This is a genomic window from Nonomuraea fastidiosa, from assembly GCF_042751225.1.
Classification (GTDB): domain Bacteria; phylum Actinomycetota; class Actinomycetes; order Streptosporangiales; family Streptosporangiaceae; genus Nonomuraea; species Nonomuraea fastidiosa.
Window position 1 is genome coordinate 3,639,824 of sequence record NZ_CP170570.1, and the last position, 21,272, is coordinate 3,661,095.

The window sequence follows — 21,272 nt, forward strand, 5'->3', positions numbered from 1 at the left end:
CCGTTACCAGATGTTGTGGAAGTGGTGCACGGGGCCGTGGCCGTGGCCGACGCCCAGCGAGTCGGCGGCGCGCAGCGCCTCCGTGAGGTAGTCCTTCGCCGCTCGCACCGCGCTCGGCCAGTCGTCGTGCCGGGGCCGCAGCGCGGCGATCGCCGAGGAGAGCGTGCAGCCCGTGCCGTGGGTGTTCTTGGTGTGCACGCGCGGGGCGGACAGCTCGATCGTGCCCTCGGGGGTGGCCAGCACGTCGACGCAGGTGTCGCCGTCGAGGTGGCCGCCCTTGAGCAGCACCTGGCGGGCGCCGAGCGCGCGCAGCCTGGCCGCCTGCTCGTGCATCTCGGCCAGGCCGCTCGCCTGCGGCTCCTCCAGCAGGTCGGCCGCCTCGGGCAGGTTGGGGGTGATGAGGTCGGCGCGCGGCAGCAGCGTGCGGCGCAGCTCGCTCACCGCGTCGGCGGGCAGCAGCCGGTCGCCGCTCTTGGCGACCATGACGGGGTCGAGCACGACGTACTTGGGGCGGTAGGTGTCGAGCGCCGCCGCCACCGCCTTGATCAGGTCGGCGTCGCCCAGCATGCCGATCTTCACGGCGTCGGCGGGCACGTCGGTGAGCAGCGTGTCGAGCTGCTGGGTCACGAACTCGGCGGGCACCTCGTGGATGCCGGTCACGCCCGTGGTCGTCTGCGCCACCAGCGCGGTGATGACCGTCATGCCGTACGCGCCGAGCGCGGAGAAGGCCTTGAGGTCGGCTTGGATGCCGGCGCCGCCGCTCGGATCGGTGCCCGCGATGGTCAGAACTTTGGGTACGGCGTCAGCGGCCATGACGTCCCTTCGCTAGTGCGAACTAGATCAGGTTCGACGGGTGTGATCTCAGCCCGGCATTTCGGGCACCCCGCGTCAAACGTTCACTCTAACAGGCCGGGTCGTTGACCACACGTTCGAGTATCGGCATCGTGGGACGGGTGGCCGCTGACGAGACGCGCGACGGCGTCTCCCTGACGAACCTCGACCAGCCGCTCTTCGACGGCGCGGGCGCAACCAAGCGCGACCTGGTCGACTACCTCGACGCCGTCTCCGGCCGCATCATCCCGGTGCTGCGCGGCCGCCCGCTCTCCGTCATGCGGGTACGCCCGGGGCAGCAGCCGTTCATGCAGAAGAACCTGCCCAAGTACGCCCCGGACTGGGTGCGCTCGGTGCGGGTGTGGGCGGACTCCTCGCAGCGGCAGGTCACGTACGCGCTGTGCGACGACCGCAGGACGCTGCTGTGGTTCGCCAACCAGCGGGCCGTCGAATACCACCCGGCTCTGTACGCCGGCGATCATCCCACGCACATGGTGCTCGACCTCGACCCGCCCGAGGACTCCTTCGCCCTGGCGGTGCGGGGCGCGCACCTGGTCAGGCAGGCGCTGGCCGACTCCGGGCTGGCCGGGGCGGTGAAGACGAGCGGGGCCAAGGGCGTGCACGTCTTCGTGCCCGTCGCGCCGGGCACCGCGATGGACGACCTGGCCGCCGCCACCCGCGCGCTGGCCGCCCGCGCCGAGCGGCTGGACCCGGCGCTCGCCACCACCGCGTTCATCAGGGAGGACCGCGCGGGCAAGGTGTTCATCGACTCCACGCGGGCGGGCGGCGCCACGGTGGCCGCCGCCTACAGCCCGCGCATCCGCCCCGGCGTGCCCGTCTCGTACCCGGTGGCGTGGGACGACCTCGACGGCGTACGTCCCGGCGACTTCACCGTCCACAGCGCGATCGAACGGCTGGGCGGGGCCGACCCATGGGCCGAGCACATGCCGCCGCCGCAGCCGCTGCCCGCCGACCTCGTCGAGGAGGGGCACACGATCCCGGTGGCGCGGGTCCAGGCGATGCACGAGGGCAAGCGGCGCGCTCGCGCCCGCCGCGGGGAGTGACGCGCGAGGGCAAGCGGTGCGCTCACGCCCTCCGCGGGGAGTAGCGCTCAGCCGGTGGGGAGTAGTGCTCAGCCGGTGGTGACGCCCTCCCTGAGCGCGGCCGCCGCGGCTTCGGGATGATGGGCGAAGAACCTGACCGAGGTGACCTCGGCGCGGCGGCCAAGCGGGCGTACCACGGTGACCGGCTCGGCCAGCTCGACCGTCACGTTCGTCTGCGAGGAGACCGCCACGGTCAACCGGCCCTCATCGACGGTGATCATGCCGCCCTGGTGGTATGTCCGCCCGGTCCGCACCGCCGTCACCAGCTCGCGGGGCACCCGCAGGTCAAGGTAGACGCCGTACCGGATACGCAGCTCGTCCGCGGTGACGACGTGCGGCCTGGTCGCGCAGGCGGCGACCACCATGAGGACGTACAGCAGGCCGTACAGGTCGGCGATCAGCACCCCGTAACGCAGCCAGCCGGGCACGTCGAGGGCGGCGAGCAGCAGGTCCACGACCACGGTCTCGACCGCCATGGCGAACGCCATCAGGCCCATCATGAACGACTGCTCCTTGCCGTACGCGAGCGTCGTCGCTCCGTCCGGCACCCCGTGCCGCCGCCGCACGATCCACGCCGCGATGGCGGCGAGGCCCTTGAGCTCGAATCCGACGATGCGCAGCGCGGCTCTGACCATGCGCGTTCCTTCCTCCCGGCGGCTTCACCGCTCATGGGACACGTTGACGTCGCGTCAAGGTCAAGACCCGATCGGTATGGGTTGAACGCGGCCCGCGACCCCGGCGTACCCCCTGTCGGACCTGCGGCACCGGGGCCGGACCACCGGCGGTGCCGCCCGCGCTGATCGGCCACTACGGGGACGGCGATGGACTTTCAGGCATGGAGCGGCGGCCTGGCTCTGCGGCCGCGCGATTACCTGGGGACGGGCGAGCCGCTGGCCGCCGTCGTCAGGACGACCGGCCCGCTCACCGGCGAACGGCTGCACCTGTTCGCCCTCGGCACCGCCGCCACGCTGGCCAGGCTGCACCTCGGCGGCATCGCGGGGCTGCGGCTCAGCCCGGCGAACGTGCTCATCTCGCCGCAAGGTCAGGCGCTCTTCGCGCCGGGACCTCGGGACTGTCTGTTCCCCGCGCATGACGTGGGCGACTGGGCGGACGTGGTGGTGTTCGCGGCGACGGGGATGATGCCGGACGCGGGCGCCGACCTCGACCGGCTGCTGCCCCAGCTGCGCGCGGTGATCGACGCGTGCCGCCGCCCCGACCTCGGCGCCCGTCCGACGGCGGTGGACCTGGTGCGCATCCTGCTCGGGCGCACCGGCCCTGGTCGCGGTGGGTCGGTGCACGAGCTGCTGATGGAGGCCGAGCGGCGGACGGCGCCGTACGAGCAGGACGGGCATGAGCCGCCATCGCCGCCCCCGCCACCGCTGTGGCGCAGGCACCCGTACGGGCCGGGCTGACGATCGGCGTGCTGGACGGCTCGCTGGCGGGGCGCGCTCTCGGAGCGGGCCCATGGCTGACCTGCCGTACGGGTTCGGCGTCCGCGTGCCCGAACTCCTGGCACGCGTTCGACGCCGGGCGCGCCGGGCGTACCGGCGACCTGGCCCGGGCTGGTGGACGCCAGGATCGCGGCCGCACCCGGTCGGAACCCGAAGGAGAGTGAACTCGCCATGGCGGCAGGCACCCGTCACCTCAGCTTCCCGCAGGTGGAGAGCGGCGCGAACCGCCTCAACAAGGAGAAGGAGGACATCCAGACCCGGCTGACCCACCTCAAGGCCATGATCGACCAGCTCGTGAGCAGCGACTTCGTCACCGATCGCGCCTCAGGGGAATTCCAGCAGGATTACGACCGAACAATGGCGCCCGTCAGGTCATGCGGGGCTTGGAGGGCATGATCGAGTTCTTCAAGACGGCCATCGCCACGCACCCCGAACTCGACGCTTCATTGAGCGGCGGAGCGAGCGTTGGAACCGCGCCGAATTTCGGTTTCGGACAAGGGGAGGGCGGCGAAAGAAAAGCGTCAGTTGCCCGATCACCAATGGTCACCCCGAAAAAGTTCCAGGCCGCAAATTCTGCGGCCTGGGTGATCAGTTGGAGTTGCCGTGGCTGGGGTACATGACCTGCGGGGTCTCGGCACTGGTCAGGCGGCGGACGGTGATCGTGCCGGCGGATTTCCGGTCCTGCTGAATCTGTGGGGCAGGGGCGTTGTTCATGGCACTCCTTACCGGGCGGATCGGGGAAACAGCGGGGGCGACGGTATGATTCCCTTCGCTTCCCCCTTGATAACAGAAAATCCCCCGACGTGACAGAATGCCGCGCAAAAATCTGCGTTTCCTGATTGTGTCGGGAAATAGCGCGTGACGGGTGCGGGAACGCGGCGAGCCGGACGGGGCCCACTCGGCGCAACGCCCGCGCGCCGTCGAGGATCACCACGACCTCCTCGGCGAAGCGGCGCCCCCTCGCCTTGAGCCGCTCGGTGACCAGGTCCCTCAGCTCTTCGACACGTTCCGTCCTGGTCTGCGGGGTGATGCCCGCCAGGCAGGACACGGGACCGTCCACGTTCAGGTACGGCAGCCGGCGCAGCAGCGCGTCCACCGGCTCGGGCGGGCCGATCACGCCGAGCACGCCGATCTCCCGCAGGTCCGCCGTCACCGGCACGCCGCGCAGCACCGGCGGGACGAAGTCCGGCCTCGAACGCGATCGTGGCGGGCTCCTCGGCCACCCCCACGCGCAGCGTCAGCCCGTCGGGGAGCCGGCGTTGCGCGGCCACAGCCCAGGGCCCTCGTGGGTGGCGGCGAACGTCAGCTCCACCTCGTCGGGGGCGACCTCATGACGCAGCCACTGCTTGCGTACGACGTGCCGCCTGATCAGCTCCATCGTGTGGCGTTTACGCTGGTCGAACTCGCGCTCTTTCTTTCTGCGCTGCTGCCCTCCACCCGCCGGGTGGCGAAGAACGTGATCGGCGGCAGAATTCCGAAGAGCCGAAAATACGGGCTCTGCAACAGGATGGCCATCGCGCCGGAAAACGGCAGTGGCAGTGGCAGCGGCAGCAGTGGCAGCAGCGAGGAATGCAGCGGCACCGCGATATTGCGCTCCGGCACCTTGTTGCTCGGCATCGTGATGCGCGCGGCCGGCACGGCGGGGCCGGGGAGACGGCCCGGTCGAAGTCGATGCGGCCGTCCCTGGCCCGGGTGGTGCGCAGCCGGGCGGGCGGCAGCGGCACCCAGCGCAGCCGGTCGTCACCCACCTGACCACCCCGTCGGGTCGCGACGCGATGGGGGCCGGGTACGCCTCCCTGTTGGGGTGCGACGTGGCCGGGCTGCGTACGTCACCTCGTCGGGGCGCAGCGTGACGGGGCCGTGTACGCCTCCCTGTTGGGGTGCGACGTGGCCGGGCTGCGTACGTCACCTCGTCGGGGCGCAGCGCGATGGGGCCGGGTACGCCTCCCCGTTGGGGCGCGGCACGACCGGGCCGGGTGCGCCTGCCTCGTCCGCCCGCGTGCCGTTGCGCGAGCCGAGATCGACGACGGTGGCCTCGCCGGTCCACGACACGTCGATGCAGGCGTGCCGCTTGGACACCTTGGCGTCGCACGGCAGGTTGATGTCGCTGTGCTCGCGGCCGACCAGGTGGCTGCCCGGGGTCGGCAAGACCTTCCGTTCCGCGTCGGGGCCGGCGAAGACGTGGATCGCGCCCGTCGCCGGCAGGGGCCGCCACGGCTGCGTACGCTCGGGCTCGCCCACGCTGATCGCGGCCTCCGGCACGAGCGGGCTGTCGGCGACGGCGGCGTCGGGGTCGAGCTCGCCGCTGCCCACGTAGCAGGGCCGGCGGTTGATCGGAAAGGGTCCCGCCCGCAGCAGTGATCAGATGGGGGTCTCGGGCTCCGCCGTCACCTCGACCTCGACCTCGACTCGCCGTCACCTCGACCTCGACTCGACGTCGACTCGACGTCGACTCGACCTTGACATCGACCTCGACGTCGGCGGCGGTGACGGCCGCCGGCTCGCGGCTCGCGGCTCGCGGATCCGGCTCGCGGCTCGCGGCTCGCGGCTCGCGGCTCGTCAACCGAATGATCGTAATCCCCTCCGCAGGGGACTGAAGCGCGATTTAGCGGATTAATCTAGTTAAGCAGCGAGGTTTGCAATTTACCTGACCCGGGCGCCACTCCGTCGCTAGAGTGATATTTCCCAATATCAGCGTACCGAGTGCGGTATTTCGTGATATCCGCAGCGCTAGGAGCCCGCCCGTGGTGAATCACCGCGTAACGGACGAGGCCATGGTCCGAGCCCTCTACCGCGAATACGGCGCCCCCCTCATGGCGTTCGCCATCAGGCTGACGGGCGGCGATCGCCGCTGGGCCGAGGACGTCGTCCAGGAGACGCTCGTACGGGCCTGGCGCAACCTCCACGATCTGCGTACGGAATCCGGTTCGCTGATGCCCTGGCTCGCGACCGTCGCACGGCGCGTCGTCATCGACGACCGGCGCCGCAACAACGCCCGCCCCCTCGACACCGTCGAGGACATCTCCGATCGCGCCCAGCCCGTGGCCGCCGAGGACGAGCAGCTGCTGAGAGAGATCGTGATCACCGACGCGATGATGTCGCTCTCCCCGGCGCACCGGCAGGTCCTCACCGAGACGTTCCTCCTGGACCGCTCGCTCCAGGAGGCGGCGGAGACGATCGGCGTGCCCGTCGGCACGGTGAAGTCCCGCGTGTACTACGCCATGCGCGCCTTACGGGTCGCGCTGGAGGAAAGGGGGGTGACGCTGCCGTGACCAAGGTGCGTCACGATGTCAGGGGGGTGGCGCCATGACTGAGGTACATCACGAGGATGTGGCCGCGTACGCGCTGGGCCTGCTCGAAGGGGAAGAGCGGGACGCCTTCGAACGCCATCTGCTCGGCTGCCGGATCTGTTCTGCCGAGGTGGACTCGTTCGCCGCCATGGGGGAGCTCATCAAGGGGGTACATCCGGACGACCTGCTGCCGCAACCGCCGGACCCGCAGGTCGAATCGCTCCTCGTCCGCCGCGCCGCCGCCGAGCGGCGCCGCCGGAGCCTGCACCGCACGTTCATGACCGCCGCCGCCTGCGTGCTCGTCGCGGCCGGCGTCTATCTCGGCTTCAACGCCACGGTGGGCAGCGGCCCCGATCCCGACAGCATCCACAGCCCGGCCCGCGCGCTGCTCATGACCGGCAAGACGTACTCCGTCACCGACCCGGCCACCGGCGTCTCCGGGGTCGTCGGCCTGGAGGACAAGGGCTGGGGCACCCACGTCGCGCTGGAGCTGAAGGGCGTCAAAGGACCGCTGCAGTGCCGGCTCATGGCGGTGGGCGACGACGGCCGCTCAGAGGTGGTGGCGAGCTGGGGCGTTCCGGATAAGGGGTACGGCGTGCCCGGCGCGCCCGACCCGCTGCTCCTGCACGGCGCCACCAGCCTGCCGCAGGACGACATCAACCACTTCACCATCCAGACCTTCGACGGCAGGACGCTGGCTACGGTGCCGGTCTGACGCTCATGCCCCGCGTCAGGCACACGATGGCGGGCATGGGGAAGAGCATGAGGTAGAGGTTCGGTATCCACCAGGCGAGCGAGAAGTCGCCCCGCAACGTCCAGAACGCGATGGCCATGAGCCCCGAGGCCATGGTCAGCGCCAGCGAGACCAGCATCAGCGGCGGACCGCTCGCCCGGCCGAGGCGCATGAGACGCAGGCCGGCCAGCCCGGTGGCGCTGGCCGGCAGGTCGATCCAGAGGAAGGACCAGTTCCAGTCCACCATCAGCGGGTTCGTGTAGTCGGCGAACGCCCACTCCAGCGGGATCAGCCCGAGACCGGCGACGGCGAAATAGACGACGAACCGACATCCGTGACGAGCATTAATCCCTTAGTCGCGCGCAGCACGGTCGATGGCCTCCAACAGGTGGCGACGGGTCTTCTCGTGCAGGTCGGGTCCGGGTGAGCCGAGCCCGAGCAGTCTGGCCGCCCGCCAGCCGTCCGCAGCCAGCCGTATGGCCGTCGCCACCGCCGGGTCGATACCGTCATCGGCGAGCCTGGCCTGCCAGGCGGCGAACCGCTCGCGCAACGGCTGAAGCTGCGCCGGGTCGACCAGCACGACGGCGAGCAGCGCGGCGGTGACGCGGTCGGCAGGGGCCGTGGCGGTGGTGTGCCGCTCGGGGATGGTCGCCTCGACGTAGGCGCGCAGAAAGTCGCCGGGCCGGTCGCCCGCCCGTGCGAGTGTGTCGTCGAAAGACTTGGTGAGCCGCTCGACCATGGCGGCGACCAGGGCCTGCTTCGTGGGGAAGTGGTAGAACAGCCCGCCCTTGGAGACCCCGGCCCGCTTGGCGACGGCTTCGAGGGTGAGCGACTCTGCCCCCTGCGACAGCAGCACGTCGGCGGCGGCGTCGAGGAGACGGTCCTTCGCGCTCGGTCGTGGCATGCCCGAAACTATACCGGTCAGCCGGTACAGTTTCAGTGGCAGGTGCGGGTACGGGGGGAGGACGGCACGGTCTGATGACCGGCTCGGGGCGGATAGGCAGAGGCTTGGTCAATCGGAGCGTGAGGTGATCACCAGGGAACCGGCTTGATCGGCAAGCGGAGGCGATCAGCCGGGGTTCGGTGCGATCGGAGGCCCGGGGCGAGCCGGCAGGCGGCCGGTCACGGGCTCTCCGCGGCCTCCCTGGCTTCGAGCAGCTCGCGCAGCACCTTGACCTGCTGGGGCTCCGCGGTCCCCTGCCAGGGCGCCAGGGCCTGCGCCCCCTTCTCGCGGTGTTCGCCGGCCTGCTCCGGCTGCAACCTGCTCAGGTGCAGGTGCGCCAGCGCCCTGCTCACCCCGGTCGGCGGCAGGTCCTTCAGCGCCTCGACGAGCAGCGCCGCCACCTCGGCCGGTTGGTGCTTCGGGTCCTCAAGCAGGAACCCGGCCCGGTGCACCTTGCAGCGCCCGAGCCCGGTCCTGTCCACCTTATGGTCCTGCTCCTCGGGGGTGGGTGCGGTCTTGTCGGGCTTCCTAGCCTCGGGCTTCCCGTAGAGCGTCTCGGCCTGCACCAGGTGCTGGTCGGCGTCGTGACGCTGGCCGAGGAAGTGGTGGGCCAGCCCGAGCAGTTCGTGGGCGTGCGCCTGCGTCGCCTTGTCGCGCGCCTGCTCCGCCAGGTCGAGCGCTTGGTACAGCACGATCCTGGCGTTGGTGTACAGGCGCCGCGCCTCGGCGGCGGCCTCCTCGCGGCTGGCCTGTCCGGTCTCGCGATCGACCGGCTCCGGGACGTCACCGTCGGCATGCGCGGCTTCGTCTCCTGCCTTCTCATCGCCCGGCATGAACAGCGCCTGGCCCTTCCGCATGAGCAGCGCCGCCACGTTGGTCAGCTGGACGGCCTGCCCCAGGACGTCGTTGCGGCCCAGAGCCTGGCCGTATTGGACGAGCTTTTGCTCGACGGTCTTGTAGTCGTCGCCTGCCGCCAGCAGCAGTGTCGCGTATGCCAGGTGCTGTTCGGCGGGCCCCTGTTCGACCCCGCCGTATAGTTGCGCCGCCTTGTTGAAGTGCTGATGCGCCTCGCGGACTTCGCTGACGGCGAGTAAGAGAGAGCACTGGCGGAGCTCTGCCGTCGCCTGCAACTGCTCGTCCTTGAGTGCCTCAGCGGCCTTGGCCAGGAGGGCCGCCGTGTTCAACCGGTCCTCGTCGCGTCCTTCGAACCGGTACCAGGTGTCCAGCGCGTCCCCGATCGCAGCCAGTGCGCGACCGGTTCTGGGGTCCGGTGCTGATTCCAGCACCTGCTGCAGCACCTGGTCCTCCATCGCGAACCAGTCTTCGGCCGCCTTCCCTTCTTCTTCGGCACCGGACAACCGCCGGGCGTGTTCGGCGGCCTGTGCCGCGAAGTGCTCCACCAGTCGACGCCATGCCGCCACTTGCCTCCGCGAGCGCCCCGCAGCCTCCGTCACGCCGCTGTCGCGAAACGTCTTCGGCACGCGTATGCGCTGGTTCCGCACCCGCTCGACAAGGCCCATGTCGATCAGTTCGTATATCGCGTCGTCGGCGGACGGCATGCCGAGCAGTGCGGCGGCGGCCTTTGAGTCCAGCTCGGCGATCGGGAGCTCGGCCAGCAAGGTGAACAACTTTCTGGCGGTCGGCTTGAGCTGGGCGAAGCTGCGTTCGAGCACGAATTGCAGAGTCTTCGCTGTGTCCGTCCCCTGCAAGTCATTCACCATGGTCTGTAGGGATATACGGGGGTTGCGGGCCAGCCAGGCGCCGACCCTGACCAGCTCGCGCGGGTTGCCCATGCAAGCGTCGGCGAGCTGTTTCAGCGCCTCCGGCTCGCTGCTGGCCCGTTCATCACCGATGTGCTGGGCCAGCAGGTCCTGCCGGGCCTGCTCGTCCAGCGATGCGAGCTCGATGTGCGCGACGCTGCCGTCGGACGGAATGCCCGTGAGCGTGCCCGCGATGATGACGTGCGCCTCCTGCACCCCGTCCGGCAGCCAGTCGACCTGGCTCCATGAGCTGACGTTGTCCAGCAGCAGCACGTAATGCTGCTCTTTGAGTGCTGCGCCCACTTTGTCGCCGGCGTCCTCGGCCCGTCGGATCTCGCTGATCTGGAGGCCCAGCGTGCGCAGCACCCGCTTGGCCACGCTCAACGCACTCTCGGGGTGGTCCTTGCTGGCACCGCGCACGTCGACGTAGAGCAACTGATCGGTGTTCTCTCCCACCAGGTCCGAGGCGACCTTGCGGGCGATGACGGACGTGCCCCTCCCAACGGGGCCACGTATGGCGAGGACACTTCTCCTCTTCAGTCTCCTTTTGATCCGCGCGATCTCCGCGTCCCTGCCCACCAGCTTCTCTGCTGGGTCCAGGTGCCGCGCCGAAATCTGGTGCTGTGCCGCCTTGGCGCGGGTACGGCGCATCACATGCTTGATCGCCCCGATGGCGACCGGCGGCACGACCACGGACACGACGATCAGCGCTATCAGCACCCAGATCGGCAGCCCGCCGAGGAGCTGTCTGAGCAACTCCTCCTGGAGGATCAGAATCGTGCCGCTCACCGTCAGCGCCCCGCCGACGCCCAGCTCGGCCCTGTGCGCGGTGGTCTGCACGCGGACCTCATCGATCCAGTTGCGAATGCGGCCCCTGCGCGAGAGCTCCGTCATCGCCGCACCCCTCCCGTCAGGCCCTGGTACAGCAGGCGCGCGGTCAACGCCACGACCAGCACCGGCACCACCATGGCCAGCACCGCCTGGGCCGCCAGCGGGCTTGCCGCGCTCATGAAGTGGCGGGCCTGCTCCAGCAGGATCAGCGGCAGGTGGTCCCCCGACGGCCAGTTGAGCAACAGTCCGACGACCGCGTCGTTCCAGACCAGGACGAACACCACGGCCCCGGCCAGCACCACGGCGGGGCGGGCCTCCCGGACGTAGTGGAACAGCTCGCGACGACCGCGCACCAGCATGGGCGCGGACACCCGGACGAACGCGTTGTGCAGCACCAGCACCGCCAGCGGCAGCACCAGCGCGGCGTGCACGATGATCAGCGCCGGGGCCGTGCCGATCGGGCTCAGCACCTGCTGAAGCGGCACGGCGAACGCCTGCGGCGGCAGCGCCGCCAGCGCCACCGCGACCAGCAGCACCATCTGCCAGGTGCGGCGGGGCAGCAGGTGCTCGTGCGCCAGCACGTACGCCGCCGGCACCGCCGCGAGCAGCACCACGGCGACCACTGTGACGGCCCGCAGGAACGTGGTGGCGAGCGCGCTGATGAAAGCACTGTCGGTCAGCGCCTCCGTGTACGAGCCGAAGGTCCACGGCTCGCCGTTCCACCACCCGGTCTGCGCGGCCGCGACCGGGTCGCGCAACGAGGTGATGAGCAGCGCCGCGAACGGCAGCAGCCACAGCACCGACACCGCCCCGCCGAGCGGCCACAGCCACCGGGCGCGGTCGGTGCGCGGCCGGGTGGACGGGGCGGAGCCGGCCCAGGTCACCCGCCCGTGCAGGCCGAGCAGGGCAGGCGCGGCGAGCGCGGCGACCAGCAGGGACATCAACACCGCCAACGCGGCGGCCCCGGCATAGCCCAGGTCGTCGTTGTGCCGCCACCAGTAGAGCCCGCCGCCTTCGACGAGCGCCTGCATCGACCCTGGTACGCCCATGAGCACCAGATCGAACACGCGAGCCGCGAAGACCAGCGCGAACAGGTACGCGAGCGCCGCCGGGCGCGCCAGCGCGGGCAGTATCACGCTCCACAGCCGTCCCCGCCGGTCCACGCCGAACGCCCTGGTCGTGCGCAGCAGGTCAGCGGGCAGCCTGGCCAGGGCCTCGTGGAAGACGAGGAAGGCGATCCCGGCGTACTGCCAGACGAAGGCCGAGCCGAGCACCAGCCAGATCCAGCCGGGCCCGAGGAAGGGGGTGTCGCGGCCGAGCAGAGCGGAGGCCATGCCGCGCTCTTGGCTGGTGTCGAACAGCAGGCGGAAAACGGCTCCCGTGGTGAGGGGCGAGACGACGGCGGGCAGCACCAGGATGATCCGCATGACCAGGCCGAGCGCGGGGCCCGCGTTCCTGACCAGCCAGGCCAGGCCGAGCCCCACCGCGCACACCACCACGACGAGCAGCCACCAGATCAGCATGTTGCCGATCGCCTGCCAGGCGCCCGCGTCGGTCAGCACCTCCTGCCACGCGCCGGGCTCTGAGAAGCTGATGATCACGGTCGCGAGGAGCGGGACCAATGTCACGCCCGCCGACAGCAGCACCGCAAGCAGCAGGTAGAACGCCGCACGCCAGCGGCTGATGCCTTGTGGCTTCACCGGTACCCCGGCGTCGGGGTGCGGGGCCACCTCGAACAGGAAGGTGTTCGGTCCGTAGTTGCCTCGGTCGCTACCACTCATCGCGCGCTCACCCCGGACGGAAAGGTGTTGCGTTCACTCATCACACGGGCACGTGGGAAACGCGGGCTCATCGGGCGGCGCCCTTCGCGAGGCTCGTCACGATCTTCTCGCGGGCGGCCAGAGCCGCGCTTCGCGGTGTGACGGTGCTCGCGGCGACGTCGCTGAACAGCTCGGTGAGCACCCGCCACAACCCGCGCCCGTCGCCGCCCTCCAGGCGGCCGATCAGCCGGTCGGACAGGTCGTAGCGCAGACCTTCGCTGCGCCGCAGCGCCAGCGCGGGCTCGCGCAGCAGCGGTTGTGTCGGGTCGCGGTACGGGGTCAGGAAGCCGCCCTCGTCCACCCATTCGGTCAGCGCGTCGTTCGTGTTACCGCGCGGCCTGGTCAGCCACTCCACGAAGTCGAGCGCGTCGCTACCGCCGCGCTTCATCGCCACCGCGACGTCGCCGCCGACCACCAGGGGCGGCGGCCCGCCCGCGTCGCCGGGGAAGCGGAAATGGCCGGCCACGTCGGCGCCGGCGTAGCGCTGGATGACGGGCAGCGCGAAGTCGGGCGCGGCCACGACGTCGGCCGTGCGGTAGCGGAAGACATCGAGTATCGAGTCGTGGAACTGCAGGGTCAGCGCGCGCCTGCCCTGCTCCGGGGTGAACGCGTCGCGCCAGAGCGAGGCCAGCCTTTCGAGCGCCTCGGACACCTCGCCCCTCGCCCACCACTCGGGGTCGCCGCGTGTCGCCGAGGCGAAGAGGCCGTCGTACGCCTCGGGGGCCATGGAGAGCAGGACGTTCTCGAACCAGTCGCTGAGCACCCACCCGTCGGCCGCGCCGATGGCCACCGATCCGGGCCGAGGCTGCCAGGCGGTCAGGCTCGCGGGGGCGTGCCGCTCGCCTTTGCGGTGCCACACGAGCGACTTGTAGGCGAGCTTGAACCAGGCGCCCAGCTCGGGCCCGCCCTCCTCGGGGGTCACCAGCCGCCGCCAGAATTCCGGCTGGACGTGCCCGCTCTCCCTGGGCTGGATGCGCTTACGTACGACGGGGTCGAAGAGCAGGCCGAGCCGGGGGATGACGGCCACGTCGGGGATGACGTTCTCGGCGGGGCCGCGCAGCAGCGCGCTGATGTTGTCGCCCGCCGAGTAGACGCTCACGGGCCGGCGGGAGTGCGCGACGTAGGCGTCCACCACGCGCAGGAAGCGCTGTAACTCCTCACCGCTCCACACCACCGCGACCCGCAGCGGCGGCTGTCCGGCGCAGCCCGCGGCGGCCACGGCCGGCACGGCCAGCAGGAACGCCCTACGACTTATCGACATCGGTGATCTCCAACAAGTCCGAGGACGAGGCGTAGTTGGCCACTGTGGTGTTGTCGTCGGTGACGATGAGCACGGTCAGTTTGTGGTCTTCGTCCATCGCCCGCTTCACCGCGCCGTCGCAGGACTCCCATCCCTTACGGTCCTCGACCACCACCGCTTTCGTCGTCACCGGCCGGCACAGAACCCGCGCGAGCGCGACCGTCAGCCGCTCTTCGTGACCGAGCTCGTGCGGCTTGTCGCCCATACGGCCCTCGATGTGCAGCCGCTTGGTGACGTGGCCGATGTAGCCGGGCGACACCGGCGCAAAGCCGTTGCTTGCGTGCGCGGCCAGCTCCAGGTTGCGCCTGACCGTCAGATGCGGTAAGAGACCGCCGCCTGCGGGCACCAGCCCGATCTCGCGCTCGGCCGTAGGCATGCCGGTGATGTCCTTGCCGTCGAGCAAGATCTGGCCGGCGACCGGCTGGGCCAGCCCGAGCAGGACGTCGGTGAACGCCTCGCCTACCGCGAAGTCGCGGGCCACCACGACCGCCACTTTGTTCTCGCCGAGCGTCAGCGGATCGGGTGACAGGCGTCGCCGGACTCCGTGGGCCTCCCAGATGAGACCGTTGATCTCCAGCAGCGGCACGTCTGTAACCGTTCGTCACGTCGGAAAGTGATCCGCACCTGACGTTCGCATAAACAACGATCTACTTCAACGAACGAACGCGGCTTCTGCGCGTGTTTGCTATTGAAGGCCGGAAATCTTTCATTTGTTGGCGGGCCGGAAAGCGCGAAAGTGCGTGCCGAACCACTCGCGAGCATGCTCGGCCACCGCATCCAGCGCGCCCGGCTCCTCGAACAGGTGGGTGGCCCCCGGCACCACCACGATCTTGCTGTCCGCGCGCAGCCGCCGCTGCGCCTCCTCGTTCAGCCCCACCACCACCGGGTCACGGCCGCCCACGATGAGCAGGGTCGGGGCGCGTACCGCGGCGAGGCGGTCGCCGGCCAGGTCAGGCCGCCCGCCGCGCGAGACGATCGCGGCGATCTCATTGTCCGGCTCGGCCGCCGCCCACAGCGCCGCCGCCGCTCCCGTGCTCGCGCCGAAGTAGCCGATCGGCAGTCCCGCCGTCTCCGGCTGCTCGCGCACCCACGCCGTACGCTCCAGCAGCCGCCCCGCCAGCAGCTCGATGTCGAACACGTTCGCCCGGTCGAACTCCTCCTCCGGAGTCAGCAGGTCGAACAGCAGCGTGCCGAGGCCGCCCTCGTTGAGCGCCCCGGCCACGTACCGGTTGCGCGGGCTGTGCCGGCTGCTACCGCTGCCGTGCACGAAGACCACCAGGCCAAGGGCGGCGCCAGGAACGACCAGATCCCCCGTCATCGCTCACACTCCCCTCACCGCGACCTGCCGCTACCCGGTGACGCCCTCCTCTATCCCACCCGGGCCGATCACCCTTCAGGCGCGCATGTGCACTGGGATACTGCTCGGATGTCCGATTTCGCGGAGTTCCGGGAGCGGGGGAGGACCGCTCTGCTGGCCGGTGAGGCCACTCATGACGTGCCCATGACGGAAGGCCACCCGCGCTGGGGCGCGGCGGCCGTGCTGCGGCCCGCCGGCGAGGTCGTCCAGCGGCTGACGGAGCTGGCGGCCACCGTGCACGCCCCCGGTCACTGGGTGCACGGCGGCCCGGCCCTGCACGTCACGCTCAGGACGCTGGAGCCGTACCGCAGCGTGATCCCGCAGGACGACCCGCTGCGCCGCGCGTACGGCGAGGCGCTGGCCGAGGCCGCAGACGGGCTGCCGTCCGCCTGGGTCTACCTCGCGGGCGTCGCGCCGCACCGGGGCGGCGTCCTGGTGGGCGCGCACCCGGTGGACGAGACGCTGGAGACGCTGCGCAAGCGCTTCGCCGGGAACCTGCAGTCGAGGGGCGTACGCGACCTGGAGTACGGCCGGGTCCGCGACCGCTGGTACGTCAGCCTGGTCCACTTCGCCGCGCCCCTGACGAACGCCGAGGAGATCGTCGCCTGGTGCGACGCCCACGCGGACGCCGACTTCGGCCTCGTCGAGCTGCCGGCGGCGGAGATCGTCCAATACGTCCACACCGGCTCGGCGATCAGGGGCGATCGCCTGGAGCTCGCTCCTCTGTCCGCCTGACTCACCCCATCACCAGCTCGGTGACGAAGTGGAGCAGGTGCCAGGCCACGTACGCGCTGAGCGAGGCGAACGCCCACTCCTTGCCCAGCCTGATGCGCGCGACCCAGCGCAGCTCCTCGGCCGGCTCCCGGCGCGCCCGCAGGCTCCTCGTGACGAAGTACGCCGAGACGAGCCACGCACCCCCCGACCCCACGACGAGCGCGGCCGACAGCGCGAGCAGCAGCGGCGACGGCGACGCTCCCGGCCCGCCGGAGAGCTGGTGCGTCCAGGCCGCGAGCAGGCCGCCGAGTATCGCGACGGTGATCCGCCGGTCCTTACGTGCCTGTCGCTTGAGCCACTGAAGGTCTCGCCGCAGATGGTTCTTGAGCATCCGGATCACCTCCGTGTGTGAATCGGCCGGTGAGTCCAGGTAACGAAAAGCTCAGAGAAAGATCTGCGACCTCGATCCTGAGATTTCCCGACTTTTGTCGGCGTTTCGGGTTAAAGCCTGAGCAATTCCCGGCCGAAGCCGGACATTCCCGCGGCCGAAGCCCACCGACTTCTGCCCGCATCCCGAGCGGCCTCGGGTGAAGCCGGAGCCGTCACAGGCGCTGGGCCCTGAGGCTGCGGGGGCGCCGGGTCTGAGGTGGTGGAGGCGCAGAACCCGAGTCGCCGAACCCGAGTCGCCGGAGGCGCAGGGCACGAGGCGTGTCACGCGTACAGCCGGAGCTCCTCAGCGGCTTGCCGCGCCTCCACCAGGTCGCCCACCTCTTCGAGCGTGTGCACGGCCTCCTTCAGATGCCTGACCGCCTCCTCCCGCCGCCCCATCCGGGCGGCGATGAGGCCGAGCGCCCGCGCCGCGCAGCCCAGGTCGCGCCGCGTGCCGCACTCCTGGTGCACGTCCCTGGCCTGGCGGGCGTACGGCAGCGCCTCCTCCACCCGGTCGAGGTCGAGCAGGATCATGGCGAGCGTGGTCAGTGCCGCCGCCCAGCGGTCGCGCGTACCGCTCTCGTGCTGCAACTCGACGGCCTCCCGCGCCGGGCTGAGCGCAGCGGCGGGCCGCCCGGCCGCGTGCAGCGCCTGCGCCACCGACAGCAGCGCGCTCGCCCGGTTGTCGCGCAGCTCCTCCCTGATCGCCAGCGCCGACTTGGCCGCGCGCAGCGCGTACCGGTGCAGCCCCAGCGACAGATAGGTGTACGCGAGTGTCTCCTGCACGTCGGCCTCGGCCCGCCGGATGCCCTTGCCCTGCACGATGTCGAGGGCCTCCAGCGCGTACGTGAACGCCACCTGCGGCCTGCCCTGCCGCCGCCGCACCCGCGCGAGACGGTTGAGCATGCGCGCCTCGACCGGCTCGTCCCTGATCATCCTGCTGATGGCCAGCGCCTGGTTGAGGTAGTCGTCGGCGCGCCGGTAGTCGGCGAGCCGCCAGTGGACGAGCCCGATGTCGCCGAGCGTCTCGGCCCTGCCCTGCTCGTGGTGCAGCTCGATCTGCACGGCCAGGGCCTGCTCGTAGTAGGACAGCGCCTCGTCGTAGCGTGAGCCGTTGCGTGCGATGCGGCCGAGCGCGCACAGGGCGCGGCCGCAGCCGTACTGGTCGCCGGTCGCCGTGTAACCGGCCAGGGCGCGTTCGGCGTCGCGCCTGGCGTCGTGCGGCAGCCGCAGCAGGTCGTAGATCTCGGCCAGGCACAGCAGCGTCTCGGCTTCGGCGTGTTCGTCGCCCAAGTCGTGGCAGATCGACAGCGCCTCCAGGCCCTCAGACAGGGCGGCGTTCGGCTCGCCCAGGTTGCGCTGCACGGTCGCCAGGATGATCAGGCTCTGCGCGGTGCCGCGCCGGTCGCCCAGCTCCTCGCGTACGTCGAGGGCCTCCCCCGCGTACTGGAGCGCCGGCTCGTAGCGCTCCTGCGACAGGTGCAGCCGGGAGAGCGTGTGCAGGCACTTCGCCACCCCCGACCGGTCGCCGATCTCCTCGTACAGGGCGAGCGCTTCGGCGGCGTGGCGCAGCGCCTGCTCGCTGTTGCCGGCGATGCCGTGCACCTCGGCCAGCTCGTTGAGCGCCCGCGCCTGGCCCTCGCGGTCGCCGAGCGCGACGTGGTCGGCCAGCGCCTCCCCGATGAACCTGGCGGCCAGCGTGGACGGCCCGATGTCGCGGTGGATGGAGCCGAGGTTGCCGCGCATGAGCGCGATCGCCCGGCGGTTGCTCACCTGCATGGCCGAGGCCAGCCCGCCCTGCTGCACCTCCAGGTTGTTCTCGTAGTAGCGCAGCCGCCTGAACGGCTCGAACACCGCCGCCGCCAGCCGCCACGCCATGCCGTGCGCGCCGCTCTCCCCGGCCATCCGCACGGCCGAGACCAGCGAGCGCCGCTCGGCCTCGAACCACTCGCCGGGCGTCTCCGGGTCGGAGGCCACCGCCAGGTAGTGGTCGAGCAGCCGCGCCCTGGCCTCGCGTACGCCCGCCTCGGCGTGCCTGCCCAGCTCCCTCGCAAGCCGCTTGACCAGGTCGTGCACCCGGTAGCGCGACCCGGGCAGCGGCTCGACCAGGTACGCCCGGTGCAGCCCCGCCAGCGCGGCGACCGCCTCCTCCACCGGTACGCCGAGCGCCGCCGCCAGCACCTCGGGCGTGAAGTCGCGTCCTGGCAGCAGCCCCACGTGGCGGAAGGCGCGCCGCTGCGCCGGGCTCAGCGACTCGTACGCGAGGTCGAGCGCCGACCTGAACGCCTCCTCCGGGTCGCCCACCAGCAGCCGGTCGGGCCTGCGCAGCTCCTCGACCCGCCCGCGCACGCTCAGCCCGGGGTTCTCGGCGAGCTTGGCGGCCGAGATCCGCAGCGCGAACGGATGGTAGAAGCACACCCGCGCCAGCTCGGCCAGCGCGTCCCTGTCGGCCGCCTGGGGCGAGTCCTCGCCCAGCACCGCGACCAGCAGCGCCACCGCGTTGCCGGGGTCGAGCACCTGCAGGTCCAGCAGGTCGGCGTGGCCGGTGGCGCGCAGCGGCCCCATCCGCGTCCTGCTGGTCACCAGCACCACACAGTCCTTGCTGCCCGGCAGCAGCGCGCGCACCTGGGCGGCGTCGGCGGCGTTGTCGAGGACGAGCAGCAGCCGCCGCCCGGCGATCCTGCTGCGATACAGCAGCATCAGCTCTGCCTCGTCCGACGCCGGCATGTGCTCGCCGACGCCGAGCGAGCGCAGGATCTGCCCGAGCGCCTCGGCGACGGTCATCGGCGGCTGGCTCGGCGACTGACCGCGCAGGTCGATGAAGATCTGCCCGTCGGGGAACCGGTCGGCGTGCAGGTGCGCCCAGCGGGTCACCAGCGCGGTCTTGCCGACGCCCGGCAGGCCCTGCACGACCATCGTGTTGGGGCGCCGGGGCCGGTCGAGCCATTCGGTCAGCAGGTCGAGGCTCTGCTGGCGGCCGGTGAAGTCGGGCACGTCGGCGGGGAGCTGGCGCGGCTTGGGCATCTCGCGTACGGGGATCTGACTGCCCGGCTCCGGACCGCCCGGCCGGGTGAGGAACGGCGTCACCCGCCCCTGCCAGGACGCCGACAGGTGCTCCCAGCTGCCCGCGGCGGCCCGCAGCGCGACCGGGTCGGCGATGTGCAGACGCCGGTAGCCGGGCCTGACCAGCCAGCCCCGCTGCACCCACTGGGTGAGCTGGCGCTGCACCACGTCGGGCGAGCTGCCCACCAGGTCGGCGAGCGTCTCCATGGACAGCGGCGGCGCGGACTCCGATGCGAGCCCGTAGCGCTCGTCCAGGTGCAGCAGCCAGACGGCGAGCCGGGCGGCGACCGGCGCGCGGGCCAGCGCCTCGTGCCTGCGGGCGGCGAGATTCCGCGCGAACAGCTCCTCCACCAGCGCGGTCGCCACGGCAGGGGCCGCCGCGGCCTGATCGCGCAGCCGGCGCAGGTCGATGGGCCAGGCGCGGACCTCGGTGAGCGCATCCACCTTGACCCGGTCGGCGGGGCTCCAGAAGGCCAGCTCGCCGACGAGATCGCCGTCGCCGCGCAGGTCGTGGACGACCTCGCGCTCGCCGGCCGGGATGTACTCGCGGGCGTAGCCGTAATCGATCAGGTAAACGCAGTGGGCGGGCCGCAACGGCGAGCACATCGTCTCGTTACGGTGGAAGACATGCGGGCGGGCACCCTCGTCGACCAGCGCCTTGAACAGAACCACCGTGACACCACCCCGGGTGGGACGGCGGTGTCCCCGACATGACAGGCATCAACAGCCTGCGCGACGACCAGTCACATCAGTTGACGACAGCACGCTGCCGCTGTCAATCGGGTCGTCGGGGATCAGACGCTGGCGGATTCGGCCTTGTCGTTCTCGGCGCGGTCGGGCACGAAGCGGTAGCCGACGTTGCGGACCGTTCCGATGAGCGACTCGTACTCGGTGCCCAGCTTGGCACGCAGCCGCCGGACGTGGACGTCGACCGTCCTGGTGCCGCCGAAGTAGTCGTAGCCCCACACCTCCTGCAGCAGCTGGGCGCGGGTGAAGACCCTGCCGGGGTGCTGGGCGAGGTATTTCAGCAGCTCGAACTCCTTGAACGTGAGGTCGAGCACGCGCCCGCGCAGCCGCGCGGTGTAGGTGGCCTCGTCGATCGACAGGTCGCCGCTGCGGATCTCGTCGGGCACCTCCTCGGCCGCCTGCTGCGAGATGCGGCCGGTGGCCATGCGCAGCCGCGCCTCCACCTCGGCCGGGCCCGCGCTGTCGAGCAGCACGTCGTCAACGCCCCATTCGGCGGTCATCGCGGCCAGCCCGCCTTCGGTGACGACGACCAGGAGCGGGCAGTCGATGCCGGTGGTGCGGATCAGCCGGCACAGGCTCTTGGCCTGCACGAGCTCCTTGCGGGCGTCCACGAGAACGGCGTCCGCCGGCGGCGTGTCGATGAGCGCGGAGGCCTCGGCGGGCGCGACGCGAACCGAGTGGAGCAGCAACCCCAGCGCCGGAAGCACCTCGGAGGACGGCTCGAGGGCGTTGGTCAGCAGGAGCAGGTTGCTCATTACGGCCTCCTCAAACACACAAGGACCCGGGGGCTACGTCGCCCGAGTCCTGTAGGTGAGGATATCCCACGACTAAGTCGCGTCCATTGCGCGTCCAGCAGGTGAACAGCGCGTCTCCTGAAACAAGCTTGTTAAGGGTGACGCA

Annotated in this window: 22 protein-coding genes and 1 riboswitch; of the genes, 6 read left to right on the forward strand and 16 right to left on the reverse strand. The window is 71.0% G+C overall.

Annotated elements, in window-relative coordinates:
• Window positions 1-3: 3 nt before the first annotated feature.
• Entirely contained in the window at window positions 4-813 is an 810-nt protein-coding gene (thiD, locus tag ACFMQL_RS16765) for a bifunctional hydroxymethylpyrimidine kinase/phosphomethylpyrimidine kinase (protein ID WP_364062881.1), read from the reverse strand.
• Window positions 801-896: riboswitch (TPP riboswitch) on the reverse strand. (Overlaps the previous gene by 13 nt.)
• 57 nt (window positions 897-953) lie before the next feature.
• Here thiD and ACFMQL_RS16770 point away from each other — a divergent pair.
• Entirely contained in the window at window positions 954-1,895 is a 942-nt protein-coding gene (locus ACFMQL_RS16770) for a DNA polymerase domain-containing protein (RefSeq protein ID WP_378786046.1), read from the forward strand.
• 68 nt (window positions 1,896-1,963) lie between these two features.
• On the opposite strand, the gene ACFMQL_RS16775 is transcribed toward ACFMQL_RS16770, so the two are convergent.
• On the reverse strand, window positions 1,964-2,569 hold the full coding sequence (locus ACFMQL_RS16775) for a hypothetical protein (protein WP_364062887.1): 606 nt from the start codon (window positions 2,567-2,569) through the stop codon (window positions 1,964-1,966).
• 186 nt (window positions 2,570-2,755) lie between these two features.
• Here ACFMQL_RS16775 and ACFMQL_RS16780 point away from each other — a divergent pair, with 186 nt between their 5' ends.
• Window positions 2,756-3,346, forward strand: a complete 591-nt coding sequence (locus ACFMQL_RS16780; RefSeq protein ID WP_364062889.1) for a hypothetical protein — start codon at window positions 2,756-2,758, stop codon at window positions 3,344-3,346.
• Between the two features lie 153 nt (window positions 3,347-3,499).
• Window positions 3,500-3,781, forward strand: a complete 282-nt coding sequence (locus ACFMQL_RS16785) for a hypothetical protein (RefSeq protein WP_378786047.1) — start codon at window positions 3,500-3,502, stop codon at window positions 3,779-3,781.
• Here the strand turns inward: ACFMQL_RS16785 and ACFMQL_RS16790 are convergent.
• The 4 genes from ACFMQL_RS16790 to ACFMQL_RS16805 all read right to left on the reverse strand — a co-directional run bounded on the left by ACFMQL_RS16790 (window position 3,753) and on the right by ACFMQL_RS16805 (window position 5,698).
• Complete coding sequence (locus tag ACFMQL_RS16790; protein WP_378786048.1) at window positions 3,753-4,556, reverse strand: hypothetical protein; 804 nt, start codon at window positions 4,554-4,556, stop codon at window positions 3,753-3,755. The genes ACFMQL_RS16785 and ACFMQL_RS16790 overlap by 29 nt on opposite strands.
• 66 nt (window positions 4,557-4,622) lie before the next feature.
• Window positions 4,623-4,763 (reverse strand): hypothetical protein, encoded by a 141-nt coding sequence (locus ACFMQL_RS16795; RefSeq protein ID WP_378786049.1) that lies wholly within the window; start codon window positions 4,761-4,763, stop codon window positions 4,623-4,625.
• Window positions 4,754-5,002 carry a hypothetical protein gene (locus tag ACFMQL_RS16800; protein WP_378786050.1) on the reverse strand — a complete coding sequence of 83 codons (249 nt, stop codon included), beginning with the start codon at window positions 5,000-5,002 and terminating at the stop codon, window positions 4,754-4,756. The genes ACFMQL_RS16795 and ACFMQL_RS16800 overlap by 10 nt, the downstream gene beginning before the upstream one ends.
• Window positions 5,003-5,290: 288 nt before the next feature.
• Window positions 5,291-5,698, reverse strand: coding sequence for an FHA domain-containing protein (locus ACFMQL_RS16805; RefSeq protein WP_378786051.1), 408 nt, complete (start codon window positions 5,696-5,698; stop codon window positions 5,291-5,293).
• Between the two features lie 461 nt (window positions 5,699-6,159).
• On the opposite strand from ACFMQL_RS16805, the gene ACFMQL_RS16810 reads away from it, so the two are divergent.
• Together ACFMQL_RS16810 and ACFMQL_RS16815 are read left to right on the forward strand one after the other, a co-directional pair.
• Entirely contained in the window at window positions 6,160-6,657 is a 498-nt protein-coding gene (locus ACFMQL_RS16810; protein WP_378790167.1) for a sigma-70 family RNA polymerase sigma factor, read from the forward strand.
• A gap of 34 nt (window positions 6,658-6,691) precedes the next feature.
• Window positions 6,692-7,390, forward strand: a complete 699-nt coding sequence (locus ACFMQL_RS16815; protein ID WP_364062907.1) for a zf-HC2 domain-containing protein — start codon at window positions 6,692-6,694, stop codon at window positions 7,388-7,390.
• On the opposite strand, the gene ACFMQL_RS16820 is transcribed toward ACFMQL_RS16815, so the two are convergent.
• The 7 genes from ACFMQL_RS16820 to ACFMQL_RS16850 all read right to left on the reverse strand — a co-directional run bounded on the left by ACFMQL_RS16820 (window position 7,374) and on the right by ACFMQL_RS16850 (window position 15,380).
• On the reverse strand, window positions 7,374-7,757 hold the full coding sequence (locus tag ACFMQL_RS16820) for a DUF5360 family protein (protein WP_364063262.1): 384 nt from the start codon (window positions 7,755-7,757) through the stop codon (window positions 7,374-7,376). The genes ACFMQL_RS16815 and ACFMQL_RS16820 overlap by 17 nt on opposite strands.
• Before the next feature lie 3 nt (window positions 7,758-7,760).
• Window positions 7,761-8,312 (reverse strand): TetR/AcrR family transcriptional regulator, encoded by a 552-nt coding sequence (locus tag ACFMQL_RS16825; RefSeq protein WP_378786052.1) that lies wholly within the window; start codon window positions 8,310-8,312, stop codon window positions 7,761-7,763.
• A gap of 218 nt (window positions 8,313-8,530) precedes the next feature.
• Entirely contained in the window at window positions 8,531-11,005 is a 2,475-nt protein-coding gene (locus ACFMQL_RS16830; protein WP_364062913.1) for an NB-ARC domain-containing protein, read from the reverse strand.
• Window positions 11,002-12,723, reverse strand: a complete 1,722-nt coding sequence (locus ACFMQL_RS16835) for an ABC transporter permease subunit (protein ID WP_364062916.1) — start codon at window positions 12,721-12,723, stop codon at window positions 11,002-11,004. The genes ACFMQL_RS16830 and ACFMQL_RS16835 overlap by 4 nt, the downstream gene beginning before the upstream one ends.
• Before the next feature lie 67 nt (window positions 12,724-12,790).
• Window positions 12,791-14,023, reverse strand: a complete 1,233-nt coding sequence (locus ACFMQL_RS16840; RefSeq protein WP_364062919.1) for a hypothetical protein — start codon at window positions 14,021-14,023, stop codon at window positions 12,791-12,793.
• Window positions 14,007-14,648, reverse strand: coding sequence for an ATP-binding cassette domain-containing protein (locus ACFMQL_RS16845; protein WP_364062922.1), 642 nt, complete (start codon window positions 14,646-14,648; stop codon window positions 14,007-14,009). Before ACFMQL_RS16845 ends, ACFMQL_RS16840 begins: the two co-directional genes overlap by 17 nt.
• A 120-nt stretch (window positions 14,649-14,768) precedes the next feature.
• Window positions 14,769-15,380, reverse strand: coding sequence for a dienelactone hydrolase family protein (locus ACFMQL_RS16850; protein ID WP_364062925.1), 612 nt, complete (start codon window positions 15,378-15,380; stop codon window positions 14,769-14,771).
• Between the two features lie 108 nt (window positions 15,381-15,488).
• Here ACFMQL_RS16850 and ACFMQL_RS16855 point away from each other — a divergent pair, with 108 nt between their 5' ends.
• A complete protein-coding gene (locus ACFMQL_RS16855) occupies window positions 15,489-16,154 on the forward strand; it encodes a hypothetical protein (protein ID WP_364062928.1) in 666 nt (221 codons plus the stop codon).
• Between the two features lies 1 nt (window position 16,155).
• On the opposite strand, the gene ACFMQL_RS16860 is transcribed toward ACFMQL_RS16855, so the two are convergent.
• The 3 genes from ACFMQL_RS16860 to ACFMQL_RS16870 all read right to left on the reverse strand — a co-directional run bounded on the left by ACFMQL_RS16860 (window position 16,156) and on the right by ACFMQL_RS16870 (window position 21,127).
• Window positions 16,156-16,524, reverse strand: a complete 369-nt coding sequence (locus tag ACFMQL_RS16860) for a hypothetical protein (protein WP_364062931.1) — start codon at window positions 16,522-16,524, stop codon at window positions 16,156-16,158.
• 320 nt (window positions 16,525-16,844) lie between these two features.
• A complete protein-coding gene (locus ACFMQL_RS16865) occupies window positions 16,845-20,297 on the reverse strand; it encodes a tetratricopeptide repeat protein (protein WP_378786053.1) in 3,453 nt (1,150 codons plus the stop codon).
• A gap of 122 nt (window positions 20,298-20,419) precedes the next feature.
• Window positions 20,420-21,127, reverse strand: a complete 708-nt coding sequence (locus tag ACFMQL_RS16870) for a response regulator transcription factor (protein ID WP_364062940.1) — start codon at window positions 21,125-21,127, stop codon at window positions 20,420-20,422.
• Window positions 21,128-21,272 lie beyond the last annotated feature (145 nt).

Excerpts from the sequence above, each read along its gene's own strand:
- thiD (WP_364062881.1), bottom strand. The coding sequence starts at position 813 with ATGGCCGCTGACGCCGTACCCAAAGTTCTGACCATCGCGGGCACCGAT.
- ACFMQL_RS16775 (WP_364062887.1), bottom strand. The coding sequence starts at position 2,569 with ATGGTCAGAGCCGCGCTGCGCATCGTCGGATTCGAGCTCAAGGGCCTC.
- ACFMQL_RS16780 (WP_364062889.1), top strand. The coding sequence starts at position 2,756 with ATGGACTTTCAGGCATGGAGCGGCGGCCTGGCTCTGCGGCCGCGCGAT.
- ACFMQL_RS16795 (WP_378786049.1), bottom strand. The coding sequence starts at position 4,763 with ATGGAGCTGATCAGGCGGCACGTCGTACGCAAGCAGTGGCTGCGTCAT.
- ACFMQL_RS16800 (WP_378786050.1), bottom strand. The coding sequence starts at position 5,002 with ATGCCGAGCAACAAGGTGCCGGAGCGCAATATCGCGGTGCCGCTGCAT.
- ACFMQL_RS16810 (WP_378790167.1), top strand. The coding sequence starts at position 6,160 with ATGGTCCGAGCCCTCTACCGCGAATACGGCGCCCCCCTCATGGCGTTC.
- ACFMQL_RS16815 (WP_364062907.1), top strand. The coding sequence starts at position 6,692 with ATGACTGAGGTACATCACGAGGATGTGGCCGCGTACGCGCTGGGCCTG.
- ACFMQL_RS16825 (WP_378786052.1), bottom strand. The coding sequence starts at position 8,312 with ATGCCACGACCGAGCGCGAAGGACCGTCTCCTCGACGCCGCCGCCGAC.
- ACFMQL_RS16830 (WP_364062913.1), bottom strand. The coding sequence starts at position 11,005 with ATGACGGAGCTCTCGCGCAGGGGCCGCATTCGCAACTGGATCGATGAG.
- ACFMQL_RS16835 (WP_364062916.1), bottom strand. The coding sequence starts at position 12,723 with ATGAGTGGTAGCGACCGAGGCAACTACGGACCGAACACCTTCCTGTTC.
- ACFMQL_RS16840 (WP_364062919.1), bottom strand. The coding sequence starts at position 14,023 with ATGTCGATAAGTCGTAGGGCGTTCCTGCTGGCCGTGCCGGCCGTGGCC.
- ACFMQL_RS16850 (WP_364062925.1), bottom strand. The coding sequence starts at position 15,380 with ATGACGGGGGATCTGGTCGTTCCTGGCGCCGCCCTTGGCCTGGTGGTC.
- ACFMQL_RS16855 (WP_364062928.1), top strand. The coding sequence starts at position 15,489 with ATGTCCGATTTCGCGGAGTTCCGGGAGCGGGGGAGGACCGCTCTGCTG.
- ACFMQL_RS16860 (WP_364062931.1), bottom strand. The coding sequence starts at position 16,524 with ATGCTCAAGAACCATCTGCGGCGAGACCTTCAGTGGCTCAAGCGACAG.
- ACFMQL_RS16870 (WP_364062940.1), bottom strand. The coding sequence starts at position 21,127 with ATGAGCAACCTGCTCCTGCTGACCAACGCCCTCGAGCCGTCCTCCGAG.